This is a genomic window from Halopenitus salinus (assembly GCF_042662125.1).
GTDB classification, from domain to species: Archaea; Halobacteriota; Halobacteria; order Halobacteriales; family Haloferacaceae; genus Halopenitus; species Halopenitus salinus.
Map to the genome: position 1 here is coordinate 205,262 of NZ_JBHSXL010000008.1, position 20,189 is coordinate 225,450.

Sequence of the window (20,189 nt, forward strand, 5' to 3'; positions counted from 1 at the left end):
ATTCACGGACATGTCCGTCGCCGGTCCACCCGTTCCAGCCCTCGCCGAACGCGCCGAGGCGTGCGCGACCCGCCTGCGTGAGGCCGACCGCGTCCTGCTCGCCTCCCACATCGACGCGGACGGGCTCACGAGCGGCGCGATCGCCACGAGCGCGCTCTCGCGGGCGGGGATCGACCACGAGGTCGTCTTCGAGAAGCAGCTCGACGAGGAGTCGATCGCGGCGATCGCGGAACGCGAGTTCGACACCGTCCTGTTCACCGACTTCGGCTCCGGCCAGCTGGACGCGATCGCCGAACACGAGGCGGCGGGCGCGTTCACCCCGGTGATCGCGGACCACCACCAGCCCGCCGACGCCGAGACGGAGTACCACCTCAATCCGCTGCTCTTCGGACTCGACGGCGCGTCGGAGCTGTCGGGGGCGGGCGCGAGCTACGTGCTCGCACACGCGCTGGACCCCGAGAATCGCGACCTCGCGGCGCTTGCGGTCGTGGGAGCGATCGGCGACATGCAGGGCGGTACCGAGGGACTGACCGGGGCGAACGAGGGGATCGTCGACCACGCCGTCTCGGCCGGTGTGGTCGAGAGCGGAACGGATCTAACCCTCTACGGGAAACAGACCCGGCCCCTGCCGAAGCTTCTCGAGTACGCGAGCGACGTGCGGATCCCCGGCGTCTCGAACGACGAGGCGGGCGCGATCGCGTTCCTGTCGGACCTCGATCTCGAGTTGCGCTCCGAGGACGGCGAGTGGCGTCGGTGGGTCGATCTCACCGACGAGGACCGGCGAACGCTCGCGAGCGCGCTGATGCAGCGGGCGGTCGCGAGCGGCGTGCCCGCGGACCGGATCGAGGAGCTGGTCGGGACCGCCTACACCCTCACCGACGAGGAGCCGGGCACCGAGCTACGCGACGTCAGCGAGTTCTCGACCCTGCTCAACGCGACGGCGCGGTACGAGCGCGCGGACGTCGGACTCGCGGTCTGTCTCGGCGAGCGCGGGGCGGCCCTCGAGCAGGCGCGAACCCTCCTGCGAAACCACCGGCGGAACCTCTCGGAGGGACTGCAGTTCGTGAAGGCCGAGGGAGTGACCCACGAGGATCACCTCCAATGGTTCGACGCCGGGTCGCGGATCCGCGAGACGATCGTCGGGATCGTCGCCGGAATGGCGATCGGCTCGCCCGCGGTCGACGCCTCGAAGCCGATCGTCGCGTTCGCGAGAAAGGACGCCGACCACCTGAAGGTGTCCGCACGCGGGTCACATCGGCTGGTCCGAAAGGGGCTCGACCTCTCGGCCGTCATGGGCGAGGCGTCGCGGGCCGTCGAGGGCGAGGGCGGCGGCCACGACGTCGCCGCGGGGGCGACGATCCCCGACGGAACACGGCGGGAGTTCCTCGAGACCGCGAACGCGATCGTCGGCGATCAGCTCGGGTGAGTGGGCGGCGGTCAACCCGGATGAGCGGGCAGCGAGAACGCCTCCGTCGACGGCTCACTCCTCGTAGATCGACTCGAAGGCGGCGGCGTATCGGTCACGGATCGCGCGACGTTTCTTCTTCATCGTCGGGGTGAGGAGGCCGTTCTCCCGAGTGAAGGGTTCGGGGACGAGCCGAAACCGCTTGATCCGCTCGTGGGATTCGAATCCCTCGTTGACCCGATCGACCGTTTCGGCGATCCGCTCGCGGACACGATCGTCCGCACATATCGCCGCGCGGTCGTCGGGCAGGTCGATCCCGCGGTCGGCGGCCCACGCCGAAAGCGCCTCGACGTCGGGGACGACGAGTGCGCCGACGAACTTCCGAGCGTCCCCGACGACCAGCCCGGTCTCGACGAGGTCGCTCCCGGCGAGCGCGTCCTCGATCGGTTCGGGCGCGACCGTCTTGCCGGTCGAGAGGACGATGAGGCTGTCGGCGCGCCCGCGGAACTCGATATAGCCGTCGGGGCGCAACTCGACGACGTCGCCGGTCCGGAACCGGCCGTCGTCGGTGAACGCCTCCCGGTTCGCCTCGGGAGCGTCGAGGTAACCGTTCGTCACCTGCGGTCCCTCGACCAGGAGCTCGCCGATCTCGCCGCCGCGATCGGGTTCCAGATCCCCTCCCACCGAGCGATCGAGGCTGACGTCGGTGTCGATCACGGGCGGGCCGATGGTACCGACTTCGGGCGCGTCCGGCGGGTTGAGCGAGACGACTGGCGAGGTCTCCGTGAGGCCGTATCCCTCGAGGATCGGGACGCCCATCGCGTGATAGCGGTCACAGAGATCCGAGGAGAGCGGGCCGCCGCCGGAGATGAGGAAGTCGATCTCGCCGCCGAACGCCTCCCGAGCGGACGAGAGCACGAGCGAGTCGGCGACGGAACGTTTGAGCGAGGAGAGCGGACCATCGGGTGCGGTTCGGCGGAGGTCGGACGACGAGCCGACGTCGATCGCCCACTCGAGGAGCCGCGCTTTGATCGATGACTCGGCGACGTTCCTGCGGATCGCGGCGTCGAGCTTCTCGTAGACGCGAGGCACGCCGGTCGCGACGGTCGGGGAGACGAGCGAGAGGTCCTCCGCGAGCGTGTCGGGGCTCTCGGCGTAGGCGACGGTGGCGCCGGAGGCGAACATGAGGTAGTGGCCGACCAGCCGCTCGAAGACGTGGGCGAGCGGGAGGTAGGAGAGCGCCGTCGAGTGGGAACCGAGGTGCGGCGTTCCGGACGTGTCGTCCAGCGTTTCCGAGCCACGATCCGACGATCCGGCGTGCCGGCGCGGCCCGAGCCGGGTGTAACACTGCGCGATGTTCGCCCGGAGGTTTCGGTGGGTGAGCATGACGCCCTTGGGTCGGCCGGTCGTCCCCGAGGTGTAGATGAGGCTCGCGAGGTCGTCCGCCCGCCGGTCCACGAGCCAGGAGTCGTAGGCGGCCCGATCGAAGGACGCCGATCCGCGCTCGTACAGGTCGCCGAGAGAGAGGGTCGGACACTCGGAGCCGGACGGCGCGTCGGAAGCCTCCGCACCGGCGACACCGTCCGAGACTGCATCCATCGTGACGACGGCTCGAAGGTCGTGACCCAGCTCGTCTTCGATCTCGCGGACCCGTTGGACGTGGTCGGCGTGTTCGCCCACGACGACGGTCGCCGTGGCGTCGTCGAGGAGGTGGCGAAGCCGGGAGGGGGACGCCGACGGATAGACGGTGGTGACGACGCCGCCGGCCGCGAGAACGGCGAAGTCGACGTGGGCCCACTCCATGCGCGTCCGAGCGTAGATCGCGACCCGCGTTCCCGGTCCGACGCCGACCTCGCGAAACCCCGCGGCCAGGCGTTCCACGATCGATCGCATCCGGTCGTAATCGATCCCGGCGTACGAGCCGTCCGGCGCCTCCGGGATCACGCCTGCCTCGACCAGCGAGCGATCGTGGACGCCGCCCTTGTAGCGTTGGGCGGTCCGGTCGCCGTAGCGCTCGGCACAGCGGTCGAACGTCCGCGGGATCGTCCCGGGCAGCGACAGTCGCTCCGAGAACTGCGACTCGGCCTCGCGGTAGCTCATCGCGGCTCCTCCTCGGGAGAGTCCTCCCGATCGAGGTGGGATAACACGCCGCGTGCGTTGAGTGCGGCGTTCGCACGCACGCGCTCTTCGGTCCAGACGCCCTCCGAGTCGGCCGTCTCCCGGAAGTGCCGAACGACCGTCTCGTCGTCGCCGAGTTCGGCGCGTTTCTCTCTCACGGCCTGTACCCACTCGACGTAGGTCCGCTTTATGCGCGGAACGATCTCGGAGTCGTACTTTCGGGGGCCGAAGTGGGAGAAACAGAGCACTTCGGGGTCGAGACCCGCGATCGTGGAGGCGTCGGACAGCGACGCGTCGAGGTCGAACTGCGGCGGCGGGGCGGTCGGCCGGATCGCGTCGATCCGGGGGACGTAGATGCCGGCCGCGTCGGCCGTGAAGACGACGCCGTCGTCCGGCTCGTGGAAGATCGTCTGGTGTGGGGCGTGGCCCGGGGCCCCGTAGACGTCGAGTCGACGGTCGCCGAGGTCGATCGGATCGCCGTCGGCGAGGCCGTCGATGCGGTCGTCGGGGACGGGTTCGGGTTCGACGTAGTGGCGCCACTGGTCGCCGACGGCTGCCTTCGTCCCCTCGACGAGCCGGGTCGGATCGACCAGGTGGCGGACGCCGCGTTCGTGGATCCGGACCGCGGCGTTCGGGTACCGTTCCGCGAGGAACCCCGCACCGCCCGCGTGATCGAGGTGGGCGTGGGTCGGGAGGATCCACGCGAGGTCGGCGGCGTCGATGCCGAGCTCGGAGAGCGTCTCGAAGAGCAGCTCGCGGTTCGTTCCGATCCCCGTGTCGATCACGGCCGGATCGGGGGTATCGTAGACGTAGACCGACCCGTATCCGGTCGTCCCGTACATCCCGGTCTCGTGGTAATACAGGTCCTCGACGCCGCGGACCGCCTCGAACGCCCCCGGTTCGAGTCCGCTTCCGTCGGCGGCGCGTGGATGGTGGCGTCTCACACGCGAACGTGTCTCGGGTGGTCGGTTAAGCGTTGTCGGTCGGACGTCTCACTCCGGTGAGACGCCAAAGCGGTCGGACGTCTCACTCCGGTGAGACACCAAAGCGGTCGGACGTCTCACTCCGGTGAGACGCCAAAGCGGTCGGACGTCTCACTCCGGTGAGACGCCGACGGTAAGAAGCGTTCCCCACGTCCGATACCGGTCGACCATCGCCTCGCGCGTCTCCCAGTCCTCGGTGGGGAACTCCTCGGCCGGCGGGATCTCCGTCTCGCGGTCGGGGATCGCGTCCTGTGCGGCGACGAACAGCCCCGCCTCGCGGAACGCCTCGCGATACTGCGCGCGGTTCCACAGGGTCATGTCCACGGAGATCTTCTCCTGCCACTCGTGGGTGTGCTCGCTCTCGGCGAAGAAGTTGACGGCACAGTAGAACGTCCCGCCGGGTTTGAGGACGCGTCGAACCTCCGAGAGCGTCGAGTGGGGGTCGCTCGCGTAGTAGAACGCCTCCATCGAGAAGACGTGATCGACGGCGTCGTCGCGAAACGGGAGCGCGTCGAAGTCGCCGACCAGAAACTCGATCGCCGCGTCGTCCGTGTACTCGCGGGCGTTCCGAACCATCTCCGGAGCGCCGTCGAGACCGTATCCGGATCCGATGTCCCGTTCGCGAAGGGCGCGAAGCGCGTATCCCGATCCGGTGCCGAGATCGACGACGGCGTCGCCCGGTTCGACCGGCATCCGGGCCAGAACGTGTTTCGCGGTGTGCCAGTGTCGCCGCTCCATGCCCCGGTCGCGTCCCTCCGCCGCCCAGTCGTCGAACTCCTCGCGAACGCTCATACTCAACGTGCGTGCGGCGAGGTGAAAACCGGTTCGGACGCTCGGACTCGGAGCGCTCGGTCGCGTCCAACGGGACCGACCGCGTTTCCAACGGCGGATTTTTGACCCAGGGGAACCGACGCGGCGTATGAAACGACCGCGGGCGCTCCGCCGGCCGAACTTCCGGATCGCGGACTCGGCCCAGCAGACCGTCGGCGGGTTCCTGCTTGCGGGACCCTTCGTCGTGACCGAGGAGGTGTGGGTCCTCGCGAGGGGGATGAACGCGATCCAGGCCGTCCTGACGGCCGGCGTCGTCGCGGCGATCGGATACGCGGCGCTCTACCGGGCCGACACCGGCCGCGAGCCCGAGGAGGAACAGGCGGTCGCCGGGATCCCGATCCGGTTTCTGTCGCTGATGACGGTGTCGTTCGGATCGGTGTTAGTTCTCGCGCTGCTTTTCGACGCGCCGGAGACCTTCCTGATCGACCAAGGGATGACCGGACGGGCGGTGTGGATCACGACCGCGAAGGCGGTCACCGTCGGCGCCGTCTTCAGCGTCGTCGGGGCGGCGACGGCCGACAGCGTGTTCTGATCGTTGCTGGATGCGGTTGCGGAATCAAAGGGTGCCTCCCGGGATCGATCTCGCGCCTGCAAACCAGTTAAGTCCGTTCGGGGGTAGCGGCGTGTATGGAGTACACGTTGGCCATCGAGAACGGCCCCGAAACGATCCCCGGCGGCACCGGACTGCTTTTGATACACCCGAGCATCGGCGAGACCGACCGCATCGACACCGACTTCCTGAAGGCCGATACCGACGCGTTTCTCGTGGTCTCGACGCGGACGACGGCCCGCGAGGTCGAACAGAAGCTCGAGTACTACGACGTCGACGAGTCGACGGCGACGATCCTCGATACGATCTCGGTCGAACGGGGATACTCGCGACGGTCCGGCGACGACGTCCACTACGTCGCCTCGCCGGACGACCTCGACGGCGTGGTCGACTCGATAGAGCGCTTCCTCGCGGAACACGACGGGAAGCTCCGCGTCTCGATCGACTCGCTGACGGAGATGGCCTACTACGCGGACGAGGAGGCGGCACAGGAGGCGGCCGCCTCGATCCTCGAGCTGCTCGACGAACACGACGCAGTCGGGCTGTTTCACCTCTCGAAGGAGGTCCACGACGACGCGCACATCGATCGGTTTCGGGAGCTCTTCGACGGCGTCGTCGACCTGCAGGCGGACGGCAGCGTGACGGTCGAGATGCGGTAGCGATCAGCGATCGTTCATCACGATCCGCCCACCACCCACCACTAATCGCCGTCCAGCGCCTCGAGCGTGCGTTCGGTCCAAGCCACCGCGTAGTCGGGCCCGTGTTCGAGGTAGACCGAGGCGTCGAGGGCCGCGAACGGCGCCGGGAGGTCGAGGTCGTGGCGGACCGCGGAGCAGGCGTACTCGGTCGCGGCGGCGAAGTCGGTCTCCCCGCGGGCGATCCGTCCGGGGAGCGCCTCGAGGCGATCGGTCAGTCGATCGCCGGCGTCAACCCACGCGTCGTGGAGCCGGTCGTGTTCGCCCGCCCACCCGGCGAAGGTCTCGCGGGTCACGAGGCCGATCCAGGCGTCGAAGAGCGCGTTGGCGATCTGATAGACGTCCGCCGGCCCGGGATCGCCGAGGGCGTCGGTGCCGCGTATCGCGGCGTCGAGATCGCGGTATCGCTCGCCGAAGAAGGGGAGAAAGTGGTCCGGGATCGCGGTTCCGTTCGGGGCTTCCGCGCCGATCTCGACGAGGGCGCGCGCGATCAGGAACGCGAGGAAGTCGTCGGGCGTGTGCTCGCCGCGGCGCTTGCAGATCACCGTCTCCGGAACCGTCTGATCGGTCCAAACGACGGTCCCGTCGCCGGGCATTCCGACGGTGAAATCCCCGCCGCAGTAGCGGTACAGAACCTGTGGCGCGTCCTCGGGGAGCCAGTCGGTCGGGTGGCTCGCCGGATCGAGTCGATCGACGAGGAGCCCGAGGTCCTCGGCCGCGGCCGGCGGGATCGTCTCGAAGTCGGCGTCCGCATCGAGGACCGGAGTCCCCGGCGCGTGCGTCGACCGAACCGCCTCGAGGTCCGCCGGAAGCTCGCGCGTCGAGAACATTCAGCCGAACGCGTACATCAGGACGATGAGGATCGAAAGAACAGCCGAGGCGCCGACCGTTCCGAGGACGACCTTCGTTGGGGTGCTCATACCGTGGCTCGGATCGCCGGTCGCTTAAATCCATCCGGTTCGTCCCGAGACGGGAAGCTCCGGTGGATGTTTTTAAGTGTAGTTCGACCGATCACCGACCGTGCGCGTACGAGACGCCGTCGAGAACGACGCGGAGGCGATCGCGGCGCTGTCGGGACGGCCCGTCGACGCCGCTCGCGAGATGGTTCACGACCGCTCGGTCCGCGTGGCGGTCGCGAACGACGAGCCCGGATCGACTCGCGAGGCCGCCGAGGCGTCGGACGAACCGATCGGATACGTCGCCTTCGACGCCCGCAGGGGTACCGTCCACGTGACCGGATTGGACGGCGATCGGACGGCGTTGAAACGCCTGTTGGAGGAGCCGAAACGCTTCGCGTCCGGCGAGGGACTGGCGATCGAGGCGATCGTGGACCGGGAGGAGACGGAGCGTCGAGAGCTGTTGGAGGATGCCGGATTCGATCGGGCGGGCGCTGGTCCACGATTCGAGGGGACGCCGACGGTTCGCTATCGGATCGAGGTCGACGACCGACGGTGATGCTGGACGGGAGAACAGCCCCGTTCGAGGAGATCCGATCACGAGAACTTGTGGACGGTCATCTCGAGCGTGTCGAGATCGAGGACGGGAGCGAAGCCGGCGTCGGGATCGATGTTGACGGACCGCTGGAAGTCGGTCTGAGCCTGCCAGCACCCGGAGTTGACCGCGAGCACGTTGTGGTACTTCCCCCAGCCGAGCTTGTGGACGTGGCCGGTGTGAAACACCTCGGGGACGTTCTCGATCACCAGGTGGTCGCGCTCCTCCGGGGCCACCCGCGTGTGGCCGCCGAACTGCGGGGCGACGTGGCGCTTCTTGAGGAGCTGGTACATCGCCCGGTGGGGCTCGTCGTAGCTCGCCTTCTCGGCGGGGAGCTCCGCGATGACCTCGTCGAGCGAGACGCCGTGGTACATCAACACCGAGACGTTCTCGACGGTGACCATGGCCGGGTTCGAGACGATCCGCGAGTCGTGAGCGGACATGATGCCCCGGAGCTCCTCGTCGAAGGCGGGTTGGGGTTCCGCGAGCCGGACGGCGTCGTGGTTGCCGGGGATCATGACGACCTCGAGGTCGGCGGGAACCTCCTTGAGGTGCTCGGAGAACCGCTCGTACTGCTCGTAGATGTCGACGATGTCGAGCTCCTCGTCCTGGTCGGGATAGACGCCGACGCCCTCGACCATGTCGCCGGCGATGAGCAGGTACTCGATCGCCTCGGCCTCCTCGGTGTGGAGCCAGCTGGAAAACGACTGCCAGGCGTCCCGCATGAACTCCTGGGAGCCGACGTGAACGTCCGAGATGAGCGCGGCCTGGACCTGCCGGTCCGCGAAGCTCGGCTGGAACGTCCGGGGGACGTCCGGGAAGTGGACCGAATCCGCAAAGAGGATCCCGGCGTCGTCCGAGAGCGTCCCGTCGATCGCGAGACACTCGTCCAGGAGGATCTCGTCGACGAGGTCCGCGATCCCCTTATCCTTCATGATCAACGCCGGAAACGTCCCCGTGGTGTCCTCGAGTTCGACGAGCCAGTGGCCGGACTTCGTCGATCGCACGTCGTTGACGAGGCCGATCATCGCCGCGTCGCTGCCGCCCGGCATGTCCGCGATCGCGCTGGCCGGCCGGTGGTTGACGCGGCCGCCGAGCAGCCTCGAGAGCCGCTCGTACCGGTCACGGAAGGTTCTGACGAAGTCGGCGTATTCCCCCGTACCGGTGCTTCGCCCGGTCATGTCGTCCGCGATCTCGATCGCCCGTTCCACGGGAGCCGATCGTTCCGTGGACGTCGATCGCTCCGTGGGGGTGTTCGGGGCCTCCGTGGAGGCGTTCGGGCCCTCCGTGGCGGTATCCGGACCGTCCGTGGTCGGGCCGGGACCGTCCGTGGATGACGCAGGTGATTCCGCGGACACGGTCCGGCCGCCAGGGGGCGCGGAATCTCGATCGGAAGCGGTGTCGGTCGTCCTCCCCTCCCCAGGCGAACCGATCGATGTTCCCTCGCGTCCGCGATCGAATTCGTCCGTCTCCCGATCGGCTTCCGGGTCGACTTTGTCCCCGTGTGTAGACCCCTTCGTTTCAACTGGAGATCGGCGTTCCGATTCGCCGGATGGATCGGCGGTGGTTCGAGTCGAAACGGAGGGGTCCGACGACGTGACGGAGCGGACGTGGTCGGCGGTGATCCGGAGTGCGTCCTCGGGAGCCGTCTCGACGACGTCCTCGAGCGTGGCGTCCGGGTCGCCCGCGTTCGCGATCAGCGTGACGGCCTCGCGCTCGGCGTTGTAGCCGCGGTCCGCGAGCTCGGCCACGATCCGGGAGGTCGTCTCGAGTGGCACGTCAGACCGCAGGGGAAGCGGGGCCAAAAGAATGCCGAACGGGGAAGCTTCCGAACGGGGGAACGCGGATCGACTCGAAAGCGAAGTCGAACGGAAGAACGCCTCGCTCGACCCAGAACCTTCAAACCGGAACACGACGAACGGACGGGTAATGGGTTCGGGAGGAGGTCGATCGGACGAGCCGTCGGGCGATCGAACGGGGACGGAGAACGTCCGATCCGACCGCTCCACCGAGGAAGCGGCGAACGGTGAAGACGGGAGCGGAGAAGCGGGAAACCACGACGTCGATTCCGGGGTTGGAGCCGAACCGGATCCAAGAGTCAGTTCCGATCCGGACCGCAGTCCCGAGAGACGAAGTCTCGAGAGCGAATCGGCCGACCCGATCGACGGCTTCGAGTGGAGCCGAAACGAAACTCGAGAATCGATCGAAAACGAGAATTCGGGCGCGACGGGCGCCATCCGACGGTTCCTCTCGGCCGACCGGGGGCCGGCGATGTGGATCCGCGAGATGGCGACGAGCGTGTTGATCGTGCTTCTCGTCGGGTTGCTCCTGTTCGGAGTGAGCGGGGTGTGGCCGCCGATGGTGGCCGTCGAGTCGGGAAGCATGGATCCGAACATGGTGAAAGGCGACCTGATCGTGGTCACGGATCCGGGACGGTTCGCCCCCGAGGCGGCGACGAACGATCGGGGGATAGTGTCCTACGAGCGCGGGGAGGACGCCGGATATCGTTCGTTCGGGACCTACGGGTCCGTAGTGGTGTTCTCCCACCCGGGACGGATCGGGTCGCCGATCATTCACCGCGCCAGGTTCCACGTCGAGGGGGGAGAAAACTGGGTCGATCGGGCGGACGAGCGATACCTCGGGAGCCAGGATTGTTCGGATATCACCCACTGTCCCGCCCCGCATTCGGGATACATCACGAAGGGGGATGCGAACTCGCGGTACGACCAGGTGAACGGGGTCGCGCCGCCGGTTCGATCCGAATGGATAACCGGCGTTGCTCGCGTTCGGATCCCCTACCTCGGCTGGCTCCGACTGATCGCGACCGGAGAGGCGACGACCGAGGAGTTCTTCGACACGGTGATCCGAGGACAGGGGACGGTCGCGTCCGTTCCGGACCCCGGAGGATTCGAGGATTTCGATCCGATCGACGGGATCGATCCCGTCACCGTCACGGTCGGCGGGGCCACGGCGATCACGTACGGACGGGTCCGGGGGACGTAAGCGGCCGAGAACTGACCCGACGGATTTCGACCGATCGGCCGATCGGACGGATCAGTCGTGGATCAGTTGTCGAATCGAGCCTGAACGAACGGCTGGGCGTTCTCGATGTCGCCGAGCCGCGAGTCCGACAGGAGGACGGCCTCGGTCTCCTCGAGCGGGACGGAGAGGCTCATCTCCTTGGTCCGGCCGTATCGGCCCTTCGAGACGACGACGGCGTTGACGATGCCGAGCATGTCGAGTTCCGAGATGAGGTCGGTCACGCGACGCTGGGTCAACACGTCGGCGTCGATCTCCTCACAGAGGCGTTTGTAGATGTTGAACACCTCTCCCGTGTTGATGTTGTGGACGCCGTTCTTCTCGAGGAGGATGATCGAAAAGAGGACGATCTTGCTCTGGGTCGGAAGCGTTCTGACCACCTCGACGACGCGGTCGAGTTCGATCTTGTCCTGTGCCTGTCGGACGTGTTCCTCGCCGACGATCTCGGCCTGTGACCGCTCGGCCAGCTCGCCGGCTGTCCGGAGGAGATCGAGGGCGCGTCGGGCGTCACCGTGCTCCTGGGCGGCGAAGGCCGCACAAAGCGGGATCACGTCGTCGGTGAGCGCGTCGGGTTTGAACGCCACGTCGGCGCGGTGCTGGAGGATGTCACGGAGCTGGTTGGCGTCGTAGGGCGGAAAGACGATCTCCTCCTCGCCGAGGCTCGATTTGACCCGGGGATCGAGGAAGTCGGTGAACTTCAGGTCGTTCGAGATCCCCATGATCGAGATCCGGGAGTTGTCGAGCTCCGAGTTCATCCGCGAGAGGTTATACAGCGTGTCGTCGCCGGACTTCTCGACGAGCTTGTCGATCTCGTCGAGCATGATGACGACCACGCGCTCGCGATAGTCGACCGCCTCGAAGAAGGTCGAGTAGACGCGGTCGGTGGGCCATCCGGTCATGGGCACCTCCTCCATGTCCGCCGCGTCGTCCTCGAGTTCGGCGATCCGGTCCTCGATCGCCTCGACGTCGTCGAACTCGGAGCCGGCGATCGGGCCGGATGGATCGGCGGCATCGCTTGAGGCGGAATCGGTGGAGACGGAATCAACGGGAGTGGAATCGGTGGAGGTGGAATCGCCGGAGGTCACGCCGTCGTCCGGAGCGGAGTCGGAGGCGGAAGCGGCGTCGGCAGTGGAGTCGAAACGGTCGTCGACGGGGTCGGAGTCGTCCTCGAGACGTGATCGGAGCTCCCGAAGTTCCTCGATCCGGTCGTCGATGACCGCCTCGTTCTGCTCGATGAACTCGTTGGCGAGCTGCGCGAGCACGCGGTACTGTGTATCGGTCACCTCGCAGTTGATGTACTGAACGTCGCAGGGAACCTCGTACTTCGTCGAGGTGGACTCGAGCTCGTTGGAGACGAACTTGGCGGAGGCGGTCTTTCCGGTGCCGGTCTTTCCGTAGATCAGGATGTTGGAGGGGGTCTCCCCGCGAAGCGCGGAGACGAGAATCGTGGCCATCCGGTTGATCTGGTCGTTCCGGTGTGGAAGCTCACGGGGGGTGTAGGAGGGTCGAAGCACCTCCTTGTTCTCGAATATCGGCTCCCCGGAGAGCAGGTCGTCGAAGAGGCCCTGCGTCTGTTCGTCGCCGTCCTCGTCGTCGAGAACCACGCCGTCGAGGTCGACGTCCGGCGAGGAGCGATCGCGACTCGAGGGATCGGGTGAATCGACGTCGGCCCCGATCGATCGGCCGGTTTCGGATGGCTTCGGGTTCCCCGCGGAGTCCGGGATCACGTTCGTCTCCGCGTTCGGATTCGTGTTCGTCTCCGCGTCGTCATTCACCCCGGTGTTCGGAATCGTCTTCGTGTGGACATCGGTCAGTACATCGTCGTCACCGGGTACATCGTCGTCAGCGTCGGTCGTGGCGTCGTCTATGACGCCTGACGTCACATCGCCATCGTCGTCACGTTCGTCGTCATCCCCGTCACGAGCGTCGGCTTCTCCATCACGTTCGTCGTCCTGTTCCTCGTCCTGTTCGTCGAGATCCTCGACGGGATCGGATCCCGACTGGGCCGTGGATGGATCCTTTCGCGTCGAACTATTCGAACCGGTTTCGTCGATCGCCTCCCCCTGTGTCGTGTCGTTTTGACCCATTTCCAACCCCTCTGTTTCATGTGGAGAACACCCCGAAGGGAGCGGAGATATCGGCGTTGGGCGGCATGAACCCGATGGATACGTGAGATCGCTCGAGACGGGGCGTCCAGATGATGCAAGCGAAACAGATGTGCACATACGGTAAAAGTATTGTCCTCTCCAATTGAAAGGAAGGTGGGTGTGACGAATGGATCGAAGGTGTGGTGAACGGATCGATCCCACAGGCTCATGTCGCGAGAACGCTGCTAGTCAACGATCGGGACGGATTATCAGCGATTCATAAACCGTCGATAGTTTCGATAGTCAACGTGTGCCTTGGTCTGCAAGGAATCCTCCGAAGCGGACAACGAGTACTGTCCGATCAAATATCGATCGACGTGGCCTGATCCTCTGCACTCGGTCGATCACGCCTTTTTCCCTTCGTCTTCTTCCATCCATCCACCGACCCCCCACCCCTTCGTTTCGAGTGGAACCAGAAGGGAAGACGTTGGACGTGAGCTCGAAGTGGATTCCGGAATATAATTCTCTGTAGAATAGATAAAATAAATATATATTGGGTGTGAATAATACCTCTTTCTGCAGTACGGGTCCGTTACTCTACAACACATAATAAAACCACCGTTATTTGATCGCCCTCTCTCCGACCCCCACCCCTCCAGATCGAGTTCCACCCGAAACGAAGGGGTTGGGGGGTGGTCGTCTCACCGACCCAACGTTGGACCGATCCAACGTGCAACTTACCCGCCGCCGGACTCACCCAACGTCGGACCTATCACCAATCCAACGTCGGACCTCGGCGATCGACGAGAACTCGACGGATCCGTCATCGTTACTGCAAGACCGTAGGGCATGGTATGCGACATCTCGGATCGCGATATTCAATAGATACTGGTATACAATATCACGGATCGTGACGCACAATATCACGGATCGTGACGCACGGTATTGTGAACCGTGCCACACAATATCTGCCGATGTCGCGTCCTCAACCACGGTCCGGGGAATCGCCGGCCTCGCCGCGTCTGACGCAGTTCTTAAGTGAGAGCGGCGTGGAAACTGCGGTATACTCCCCGCGCGGTCGCAGGGACGGAGGCCAGGATGGGACTGCTCACGAATCTCAAAGACAGCATCTCGCGAGCCACTGACCGGCTGTTTGCGGAGGACGAGCCGAAGCGGATCGGCATCTACGGACCGCCAAACGCCGGAAAGACGACGCTTGCGAACCGTATCGCCCGAGACTGGACCGGCGACGCCGTCGGTCCGGAAAGCCACATACCCCACGAGACGAGACGAGCTCGTCGCAAGGAGGACGTCGAGATCGAACGGAACGGACGGACCGTGACGATCGACATCGTCGACACCCCCGGGGTCACGACCAAGGTCGACTACACCGAGTTCCTCGACCACGAGATGGAAAAGGACGACGCGGTCCGTCGCTCGCGCGAGGCCACGGAGGGCGTCGCGGAGGCGATGCACTGGCTCCGCGAGGACGTCGACGGCGTCATCTATGTCCTCGACTCCTCAAGCGATCCGTTCACGCAGGTCAACACGATGCTCATCGGGATCATCGAGTCGCAGGACCTCCCCGTGTTGATCCTCGCGAACAAGACCGACCTCCCGGAATCGAACGTCCAGCGCGTCGCGAACGCCTTCCCCCAACACGAGACGATCCCGCTTTCGGCCCTGGAGGGCGACAACATGGACGAGGTATACGACAAGATCGCGGAGTACTTCGGATAATGCCCGAGGCAACACCCGACGAGTCCCCCGATGGAGTCCCGGGGGGATCGAATCCCGACGGCGACGATGGCGTACCCGGCGACGACGGCGTGCCCGGCGACGACGACGGCGTACGCATCGATCTGATAAGCGGCGCCCGAATGGAGGGGCTCACGAGCATGGAGAAGATCCGGCTCATTCTCGACGGCGTCCGCGACGGCAACATCGTCATCCTCGAGGAGGGGCTCTCGCCCGACGAGGAGTCGAAGCTCATCGAGGTCACGATGACGGAGATCAGCCCCGACGACTTCAGCGGCATCGAGATCGAGACGTATCCCCGATCCGACGCCGGCGACAAGACGCTCCTCGATCGGATCATGGGCCGTGAGTCGACCCAGAAGCTCACCGTCATCGGCCCCGCCAACCAGCTCAAAACGCTGCACAAAGACGAGACGCTCATCAGCGCGCTCGTCTCCCGCCGGTAGATGCCACACCAGTGTACGGAGTGCGGCCGAACCTTCGCCGACGGCTCGAAGCAGATGCTCTCCGGCTGTCCCGACTGCGGCGGCAACAAGTTCCAGTTCAGACCCGGATCCGCGATCGATCCCGACGAACGAGGGGGCGGGCCCGCCGATGCGTCCGATGCCTCCGGTGGGGTCGGAGCGTCCGATGGCCCCGGTGGAGTCGGAGACGAGGAATCCGCGCGAACCGCAAACGTCGGCGGCTCCGCTTCCCGATCCGGATCTGGATCGGAATCCGGATCGGGACCGAGATCCGACCCCGATGACGCAACGGAGATCGACGACGACGCTTCCGGCATGGAGGATCACGCCCAGGCCGACGCTCGCTCCGCGGTCGTAAGCTCCGACGAGCTGTCGGTCACCAAGGAGTCGGATTCGTTCGGGTCGCCGGAGGGGTCCGCCGCCGACTCCGACCCCGACGTCGATCCCGGTCGCGGCGAGAACGCCTCGGACGCTCCCGCCGACCACCCGGACACGGACCCCGCTCCGGATCACGATCCGAGCCCGGAACTCGCGGAACTCCGCGAGGAACTCAACGACCAGTTCGAGAGCATCCGGATCGTCAGTCCGGGCCAGTACGAACTCAACCTGATGGAGCTGTACGACAGACAGGAGTACATCATCTCCTTACAGGAGGACGGCCGCTACGTCATCGAGATGCCGGGCGATTGGGGCCCCGACGAGGACTGACTTCCCGATTCTCGCCGCACGTCCCCCTTTCGACACTCAGAATTCGATCGTCGCCGCCGGCTCGCGAAAGTCGGGATCGTAGACTTCGAGCGATCCCGCGCGCCACTCGATCGGATCCACCTCGAGGTTCGTGAGGCGTTCAGCCGCCTCGATATCTCCACCCCGCGCGAGCGTCACGTGCGGGGTGTACTCCTCGCCCTCCATTCCTTCGACCGGATCGAAGACGCCACAGAGGCGTCGATGTACCCGTCGGAGATCGCCGCTCTCGACGCGCAGGTAGACGACCGGTCCCGGTCCGCGTGTCGGCCGTCGGAAGTACTCGATCCCGGTGATTCGGAGGTCGATCGGATCGGTTCCGTCGAGCACCGGCCGGACACGCTCGCGGATCTCGGCCACGGCGCGATCGCGTTCCGCGGTCGGGTCCCGTCCGGGGGCAACTCCGACGTCCTCGGCACCGATCCGCTTGCAGACCAGCGTGCGGCGCTCGCGAAGCCGATCGAACGCGACGAGTTGCGGGTGGAGATCGTCGGCGAGTCGGTCGACGGCCGGGGGAAGCGGAACGTTGAGGCTGAACATGATCGAGTAGTGAGGACCGATCGAAACTACCGGTGCACGTGGTCCGTGAAACTAACAGAGCACGTGGTCCGTACTAAAGATGGGTGTGGTCCGTTCCCGTCGCGATCAGATCCTGTCTGTCAACCAGAGGACGATCACGACGACGAGGACGATCCCGATGAGCGTCGGGAGCATCCGAAACACCGCGAAGGTGATGTCCAACAGCAGGTCGAGTATCTCGAGGATCAACCAGACGATCGCGAGTCCGAGCACGATCTTCAACAGATCCTCGACCTCCAGGCTCGCCCGGTCGGTGCCCGTTCGCCCTCGGGAGTCCATGGACGTTCTCGTTTTCGTACGTCGATAAGGATTGTGGCTCTCGCTCCGACGCCCCCGTCTCCGTCCGAACGTATCATCCATTCGTCACCACACCGACGCATGAGTAACCGATATAGGGTGTGGGCGCACATCGTCCTCCATGGGGGGACACGCGACGGTTCGTACCGATCGGTCACGACGTACCCTTCTCGTCACGTTCGCAGCCGTTCTCGTCGTCTCGGTTGCGGCCCTCGTGGTCGTCGGAGCGTCCGGGACCGCGACCGGCCTCGAACTCGGCGGCGGATCGGTCGCCGCACAGGAGATCGACGCCGACCGGGTGACCCTTCGTGCGACGGTGACGGAGTCCGGGGACGCCGCCTGGCGGATCGAGTACCGGACGCGGCTCGATACGGACGAGCGCGAGGCGGCCTTCGAGAACCTCAGTTCGGACGTCGCGGCGAACGAGTCGGCCTACGCCGATCGATTCCGGTCGCGGATGCAGTCGTCGGCCGACGCCGCCGCCGCGGCGACCGGCCGGTCGATGGCGGTCCAAAACGTCACCGTCGAGGCCGAACGCCGCGAGCTGCCGGAGGCCTATGGGGTGTTGGTCTACGAGTTCGAGTGGACGAACTTCGCGGCCGTCTCCGACGAGCGGATGGCGGCCGGCGACGCGCTCGCCGGGCTCTTCCTCGATGAGGGACAGCGTCTCACGCTCGCGTGGCCGGAATCCTACGAGCTCGAGACCGTTCGACCGTCGCCCGACGAGACGAGTTCGACCTCGGTCACCTGGGCGGGTCCCGTCGACTTCGCCGCCGACGAGCCGCACGTCGAGGCGGTCCCCGCGGGCGTGTTGGGAACCGGAATCGGTCCGCTTCCGTTGGCGCTCGCCGTAATCGCCGTCCTCGCCGTCGCCGTCCTTCTGGTGGCGTATCGTCGTCGAACGGACCAGGACGGATCGTCGACGCCGACCGCGGGGGCGAATCCCGATGCGGGCGAGGAATCCGTCGAGCCCGAGGAGGAGGAGGAGGCGGCATCGACGTCGGGAGTTGGTGCCGCGTCGAAGACCGGTGACGCGTCGAAAACCGATACGACCTCGGACGCGGGGACCGAGGGATCGCAGGCGGGAACCGGATCCGATCCCGAGGAGCTGTTGAGCAACGAGGAGCGGGTCCTTCGCCTGCTTCGCGAGAACGGCGGCCGGATGAAACAGCAGGACGTCGTTCAGACGCTCGGGTGGACCGACGCCCGGACGAGCCAGATCGTCTCCGGGCTTCGCGAGGAGGAAAAACTCGAGAGCTTCAGGTTGGGGCGCGAGAACGTGCTTCGGCTACCCGAGGCCGACGCGACCGATTCCGTGGACGACCGATCCGACGACGGCGGCTCCGACGAGGACGAGTCCGGAGACCCCGATGCGGCTACCGGATCCGGTCCGGATTCCTGACGGCTGGCGGCGTTCGTCGTGATCGGTCAACTCGTCGAGATACGTAGCGACTACTAATTCACTCGAGACCGTGTAGTCCGCTCGAGACGTCCCGGTGGTCACCCTCGTCGCGCGTGCCCGTTCACGTCTCGTTCAGTTCGTGGAACTGATCGAGGAGATCGTCCGCGGATTCGCCCGATTCGTACGTGATCGAACCGCGGTAGTCCGTCCGCTCGTCGTCGAAATCGGCGTCGACGACCCCCGTCTTCTGCTCGCGACGTTCGTGTTCGTCCTCGTCATAGGCACCCATTGACATGGTATGTCTTCCATTAGCAATATCTATACAAATATGTAACGGTCATTCACGGTACGGCTCCCGATTCTCACGAACGGGACCTCCAACTGCCAACGCCGCCGATTGACGCTCGAATGCACGCTCCGACGTCGAGGTTCGAACGCGCGCTCCGACGTCGACCATGATCGAACGAACGTCGTCGATCTCGGATGAACGTCGTCGATCCGTGGAGATACGCCGTCGATCCCCGGAGACACGTCGTCGATCGTCGGATACATCGGAACCCATTACCGTTCCCGCAGTCTACGCCGGTCGTGGCACGACCGCTTCGATTTCGCCGCGCTCCCGGCCGATGGAGCGAGAACTCCGTTCGCGACCGGATCGAACGCCCCCTCGACGAGAACCTCGGCGCACGTGCGCGTCCCCCCTGGTTCGTCTCGCCGGCGGGGTTCGACGCGCGACGCTTCGAGATGGACGACGGATCGATGGCGCTCTTCTGCTGGACCGACGAGGACCCCGACCCGCCGTCCGGGACGGGCTCGGGGCCGGTCGGCTACTGGATCGGAAACACGGAAACCCCGAGTTCGCTCTGGAAGACGGACAAATACGGCTTCGAGGAGGTCCCCTACCCGGTTCGACGATGGGTCGAACGCGAGCTGCTCGCCGAGTTGCGGACGGAGGAGCCCTGGATCGAGGCGTATCCGCACCTCGCGTGGTTCTTCCTCCCCGTCCTCTGTTCGAAGGACGGCGCCGACTCGACTCGGGCGTTCTTTCGCGACCACGCCGCCGGGTTCCCCGACGCCGAACGCGAGGAGGCATTGGAGTTCCTGGAGGAGGCCTTGAGTCGGGGGGTCCTCGACTCCCACCGCGAGGTGATGGCGGGCAAACTCGGTACCTCCCCGCACGTCGATCTCGTCCGGATGAGCGCCGCCGTCGCCGAGTACGTCGCCGCCGACGTGCTCGATCGCGCCGGCTACGCGGTCACCCCGGAGATCGAGGTCACCACCGGCCACTCGCTCGATTACCGCGCGTCAGTTCCCGACGATCCCGCCTCGTTCCTCGTCGAGGTGACGCGCCCACAGCCCGTCTCGGGCAGGGCGGCCGGAAACCCGGTCGCGGCCGTTCGAGACACCGCACAGACGAAGACCGACGGGCAACTCGAGGCGCACGGCGGCGGCGCCACCCTGTTCGTCGACTGCTCGTCGTTCCCGGACGACGACTGGCGGGCGGTCCTCGGCGAGCAGCCCGACGTTCGCCACCGCCCCGCGGTCGTCTACCGCGTCAGGCCCTCGGGACACATCGAGGGCTACCGGGTCGGATCGGTCCCCCTCGATCTCGAAGGGGTCATCGACTTCGGCGGATAGCGTATCGTCGGATCCGACGCCGGATCGAGTCCCAAAAATCGATCGGGCTCGAACCGAGACCAGCGCCAACCAAACCGGGACCAGCTCCGATCAAAGCGAGCCCGGTCC

The 20,189-nt window shown here is 66.1% G+C and carries 20 protein-coding genes; 10 read left to right on the forward strand and 10 right to left on the reverse strand.

Annotated elements, in window-relative coordinates:
• Positions 1–10: 10 nt before the first annotated feature.
• Positions 11–1,426, forward strand: coding sequence for a DHHA1 domain-containing protein (locus tag ACFQE9_RS09255; RefSeq protein ID WP_379743651.1), 1,416 nt, complete (start codon positions 11–13; stop codon positions 1,424–1,426).
• Positions 1,427–1,480: 54 nt separating this feature from the next.
• Here the strand turns inward: ACFQE9_RS09255 and ACFQE9_RS09260 are convergent, their stop codons facing one another.
• The 3 genes from ACFQE9_RS09260 to ACFQE9_RS09270 all read right to left on the reverse strand — a co-directional run bounded on the left by ACFQE9_RS09260 (position 1,481) and on the right by ACFQE9_RS09270 (position 5,298).
• Entirely contained in the window at positions 1,481–3,505 is a 2,025-nt protein-coding gene (locus ACFQE9_RS09260; protein ID WP_379743654.1) for an AMP-dependent synthetase/ligase, read from the reverse strand.
• A complete protein-coding gene (locus tag ACFQE9_RS09265; RefSeq protein WP_379743656.1) occupies positions 3,502–4,467 on the reverse strand; it encodes an MBL fold metallo-hydrolase in 966 nt (321 codons plus the stop codon). Before ACFQE9_RS09265 ends, ACFQE9_RS09260 begins: the two co-directional genes overlap by 4 nt.
• A gap of 150 nt (positions 4,468–4,617) precedes the next feature.
• On the reverse strand, positions 4,618–5,298 hold the full coding sequence (locus tag ACFQE9_RS09270) for a class I SAM-dependent methyltransferase (RefSeq protein WP_379743659.1): 681 nt from the start codon (positions 5,296–5,298) through the stop codon (positions 4,618–4,620).
• A gap of 127 nt (positions 5,299–5,425) precedes the next feature.
• Here ACFQE9_RS09270 and ACFQE9_RS09275 point away from each other — a divergent pair, with 127 nt between their 5' ends.
• Both ACFQE9_RS09275 and ACFQE9_RS09280 read left to right on the forward strand, forming a co-directional pair.
• Positions 5,426–5,869, forward strand: a complete 444-nt coding sequence (locus ACFQE9_RS09275) for a DUF2391 domain-containing protein (RefSeq protein WP_379743662.1) — start codon at positions 5,426–5,428, stop codon at positions 5,867–5,869.
• A gap of 95 nt (positions 5,870–5,964) precedes the next feature.
• A complete protein-coding gene (locus ACFQE9_RS09280; RefSeq protein ID WP_379743665.1) occupies positions 5,965–6,546 on the forward strand; it encodes a DUF7090 family protein in 582 nt (193 codons plus the stop codon).
• Between the two features lie 41 nt (positions 6,547–6,587).
• Here the strand turns inward: ACFQE9_RS09280 and ACFQE9_RS09285 are convergent, their stop codons facing one another.
• Together ACFQE9_RS09285 and ACFQE9_RS15260 are read right to left on the reverse strand one after the other, a co-directional pair.
• On the reverse strand, positions 6,588–7,412 hold the full coding sequence (locus tag ACFQE9_RS09285; RefSeq protein WP_379743668.1) for a DUF7089 family protein: 825 nt from the start codon (positions 7,410–7,412) through the stop codon (positions 6,588–6,590).
• On the reverse strand, positions 7,413–7,502 hold the full coding sequence (locus ACFQE9_RS15260) for a hypothetical protein (RefSeq protein WP_464384449.1): 90 nt from the start codon (positions 7,500–7,502) through the stop codon (positions 7,413–7,415). It abuts the gene before it with no gap.
• A gap of 100 nt (positions 7,503–7,602) precedes the next feature.
• Between ACFQE9_RS15260 and ACFQE9_RS09290 the strand changes: the two genes are divergently transcribed.
• A complete protein-coding gene (locus ACFQE9_RS09290) occupies positions 7,603–8,037 on the forward strand; it encodes a hypothetical protein (protein WP_379743671.1) in 435 nt (144 codons plus the stop codon).
• 38 nt (positions 8,038–8,075) lie between these two features.
• Here ACFQE9_RS09290 and ACFQE9_RS09295 read toward each other — a convergent pair whose 3' ends face one another.
• Positions 8,076–9,851, reverse strand: a complete 1,776-nt coding sequence (locus ACFQE9_RS09295) for a DNA-directed DNA polymerase II small subunit (RefSeq protein WP_379743674.1) — start codon at positions 9,849–9,851, stop codon at positions 8,076–8,078.
• Positions 9,852–10,002: 151 nt separating this feature from the next.
• On the opposite strand from ACFQE9_RS09295, the gene ACFQE9_RS09300 reads away from it, so the two are divergent.
• Complete coding sequence (locus ACFQE9_RS09300; protein ID WP_379743677.1) at positions 10,003–11,076, forward strand: S26 family signal peptidase; 1,074 nt, start codon at positions 10,003–10,005, stop codon at positions 11,074–11,076.
• Positions 11,077–11,138: 62 nt separating this feature from the next.
• Here the strand turns inward: ACFQE9_RS09300 and ACFQE9_RS09305 are convergent, their stop codons facing one another.
• Positions 11,139–13,199 (reverse strand): Cdc6/Cdc18 family protein, encoded by a 2,061-nt coding sequence (locus tag ACFQE9_RS09305; protein WP_379743680.1) that lies wholly within the window; start codon positions 13,197–13,199, stop codon positions 11,139–11,141.
• Between the two features lie 1,098 nt (positions 13,200–14,297).
• Here ACFQE9_RS09305 and ACFQE9_RS09310 point away from each other — a divergent pair.
• The 3 genes from ACFQE9_RS09310 to ACFQE9_RS09320 all read left to right on the forward strand — a co-directional run bounded on the left by ACFQE9_RS09310 (position 14,298) and on the right by ACFQE9_RS09320 (position 16,129).
• A complete protein-coding gene (locus tag ACFQE9_RS09310; protein WP_379743683.1) occupies positions 14,298–14,939 on the forward strand; it encodes an Era-like GTP-binding protein in 642 nt (213 codons plus the stop codon).
• 140 nt (positions 14,940–15,079) lie between these two features.
• Positions 15,080–15,403, forward strand: coding sequence for a DUF2073 domain-containing protein (locus ACFQE9_RS09315; RefSeq protein ID WP_379743749.1), 324 nt, complete (start codon positions 15,080–15,082; stop codon positions 15,401–15,403).
• On the forward strand, positions 15,404–16,129 hold the full coding sequence (locus ACFQE9_RS09320) for a Zn-ribbon domain-containing protein (protein ID WP_379743686.1): 726 nt from the start codon (positions 15,404–15,406) through the stop codon (positions 16,127–16,129).
• Between the two features lie 36 nt (positions 16,130–16,165).
• On the opposite strand, the gene ACFQE9_RS09325 is transcribed toward ACFQE9_RS09320, so the two are convergent.
• Positions 16,166–16,705 (reverse strand): 2'-5' RNA ligase family protein, encoded by a 540-nt coding sequence (locus tag ACFQE9_RS09325; protein WP_379743689.1) that lies wholly within the window; start codon positions 16,703–16,705, stop codon positions 16,166–16,168.
• A 105-nt stretch (positions 16,706–16,810) separates the two neighbouring features.
• Positions 16,811–17,023 carry a DUF7554 family protein gene (locus ACFQE9_RS09330; protein WP_379743692.1) on the reverse strand — a complete coding sequence of 71 codons (213 nt, stop codon included), beginning with the start codon at positions 17,021–17,023 and terminating at the stop codon, positions 16,811–16,813.
• Positions 17,024–17,162: 139 nt separating this feature from the next.
• Here ACFQE9_RS09330 and ACFQE9_RS09335 point away from each other — a divergent pair, with 139 nt between their 5' ends.
• A complete protein-coding gene (locus tag ACFQE9_RS09335; RefSeq protein ID WP_379743695.1) occupies positions 17,163–18,443 on the forward strand; it encodes a helix-turn-helix transcriptional regulator in 1,281 nt (426 codons plus the stop codon).
• 121 nt (positions 18,444–18,564) lie between these two features.
• Here the strand turns inward: ACFQE9_RS09335 and ACFQE9_RS09340 are convergent, their stop codons facing one another.
• Positions 18,565–18,738, reverse strand: coding sequence for a DUF5786 family protein (locus ACFQE9_RS09340; protein ID WP_379743698.1), 174 nt, complete (start codon positions 18,736–18,738; stop codon positions 18,565–18,567).
• Positions 18,739–19,031: 293 nt separating this feature from the next.
• Here ACFQE9_RS09340 and ACFQE9_RS09345 point away from each other — a divergent pair, with 293 nt between their 5' ends.
• Positions 19,032–20,081: a DUF5784 family protein gene (locus ACFQE9_RS09345; protein WP_379743701.1), complete on the forward strand. Its 1,050-nt coding sequence runs from the start codon at positions 19,032–19,034 to the stop codon at positions 20,079–20,081.
• Positions 20,082–20,189: the final 108 nt, after the last annotated feature.

Excerpts from the sequence above, each read along its gene's own strand:
- ACFQE9_RS09275 (WP_379743662.1), top strand. The coding sequence starts at position 5,426 with ATGAAACGACCGCGGGCGCTCCGCCGGCCGAACTTCCGGATCGCGGAC.
- ACFQE9_RS09300 (WP_379743677.1), top strand. The coding sequence starts at position 10,003 with ATGGGTTCGGGAGGAGGTCGATCGGACGAGCCGTCGGGCGATCGAACG.
- ACFQE9_RS09320 (WP_379743686.1), top strand. The coding sequence starts at position 15,404 with ATGCCACACCAGTGTACGGAGTGCGGCCGAACCTTCGCCGACGGCTCG.
- ACFQE9_RS09305 (WP_379743680.1), bottom strand. The coding sequence starts at position 13,199 with ATGGGTCAAAACGACACGACACAGGGGGAGGCGATCGACGAAACCGGT.
- ACFQE9_RS09325 (WP_379743689.1), bottom strand. The coding sequence starts at position 16,705 with ATGTTCAGCCTCAACGTTCCGCTTCCCCCGGCCGTCGACCGACTCGCC.
- ACFQE9_RS09280 (WP_379743665.1), top strand. The coding sequence starts at position 5,965 with ATGGAGTACACGTTGGCCATCGAGAACGGCCCCGAAACGATCCCCGGC.
- ACFQE9_RS09335 (WP_379743695.1), top strand. The coding sequence starts at position 17,163 with ATGGGGGGACACGCGACGGTTCGTACCGATCGGTCACGACGTACCCTT.
- ACFQE9_RS09330 (WP_379743692.1), bottom strand. The coding sequence starts at position 17,023 with ATGGACTCCCGAGGGCGAACGGGCACCGACCGGGCGAGCCTGGAGGTC.
- ACFQE9_RS09315 (WP_379743749.1), top strand. The coding sequence starts at position 15,080 with ATGGAGGGGCTCACGAGCATGGAGAAGATCCGGCTCATTCTCGACGGC.
- ACFQE9_RS09260 (WP_379743654.1), bottom strand. The coding sequence starts at position 3,505 with ATGAGCTACCGCGAGGCCGAGTCGCAGTTCTCGGAGCGACTGTCGCTG.
- ACFQE9_RS09310 (WP_379743683.1), top strand. The coding sequence starts at position 14,298 with ATGGGACTGCTCACGAATCTCAAAGACAGCATCTCGCGAGCCACTGAC.
- ACFQE9_RS15260 (WP_464384449.1), bottom strand. The coding sequence starts at position 7,502 with ATGAGCACCCCAACGAAGGTCGTCCTCGGAACGGTCGGCGCCTCGGCT.
- ACFQE9_RS09285 (WP_379743668.1), bottom strand. The coding sequence starts at position 7,412 with ATGTTCTCGACGCGCGAGCTTCCGGCGGACCTCGAGGCGGTTCGGTCG.
- ACFQE9_RS09270 (WP_379743659.1), bottom strand. The coding sequence starts at position 5,298 with ATGAGCGTTCGCGAGGAGTTCGACGACTGGGCGGCGGAGGGACGCGAC.
- ACFQE9_RS09255 (WP_379743651.1), top strand. The coding sequence starts at position 11 with ATGTCCGTCGCCGGTCCACCCGTTCCAGCCCTCGCCGAACGCGCCGAG.
- ACFQE9_RS09340 (WP_379743698.1), bottom strand. The coding sequence starts at position 18,738 with ATGTCAATGGGTGCCTATGACGAGGACGAACACGAACGTCGCGAGCAG.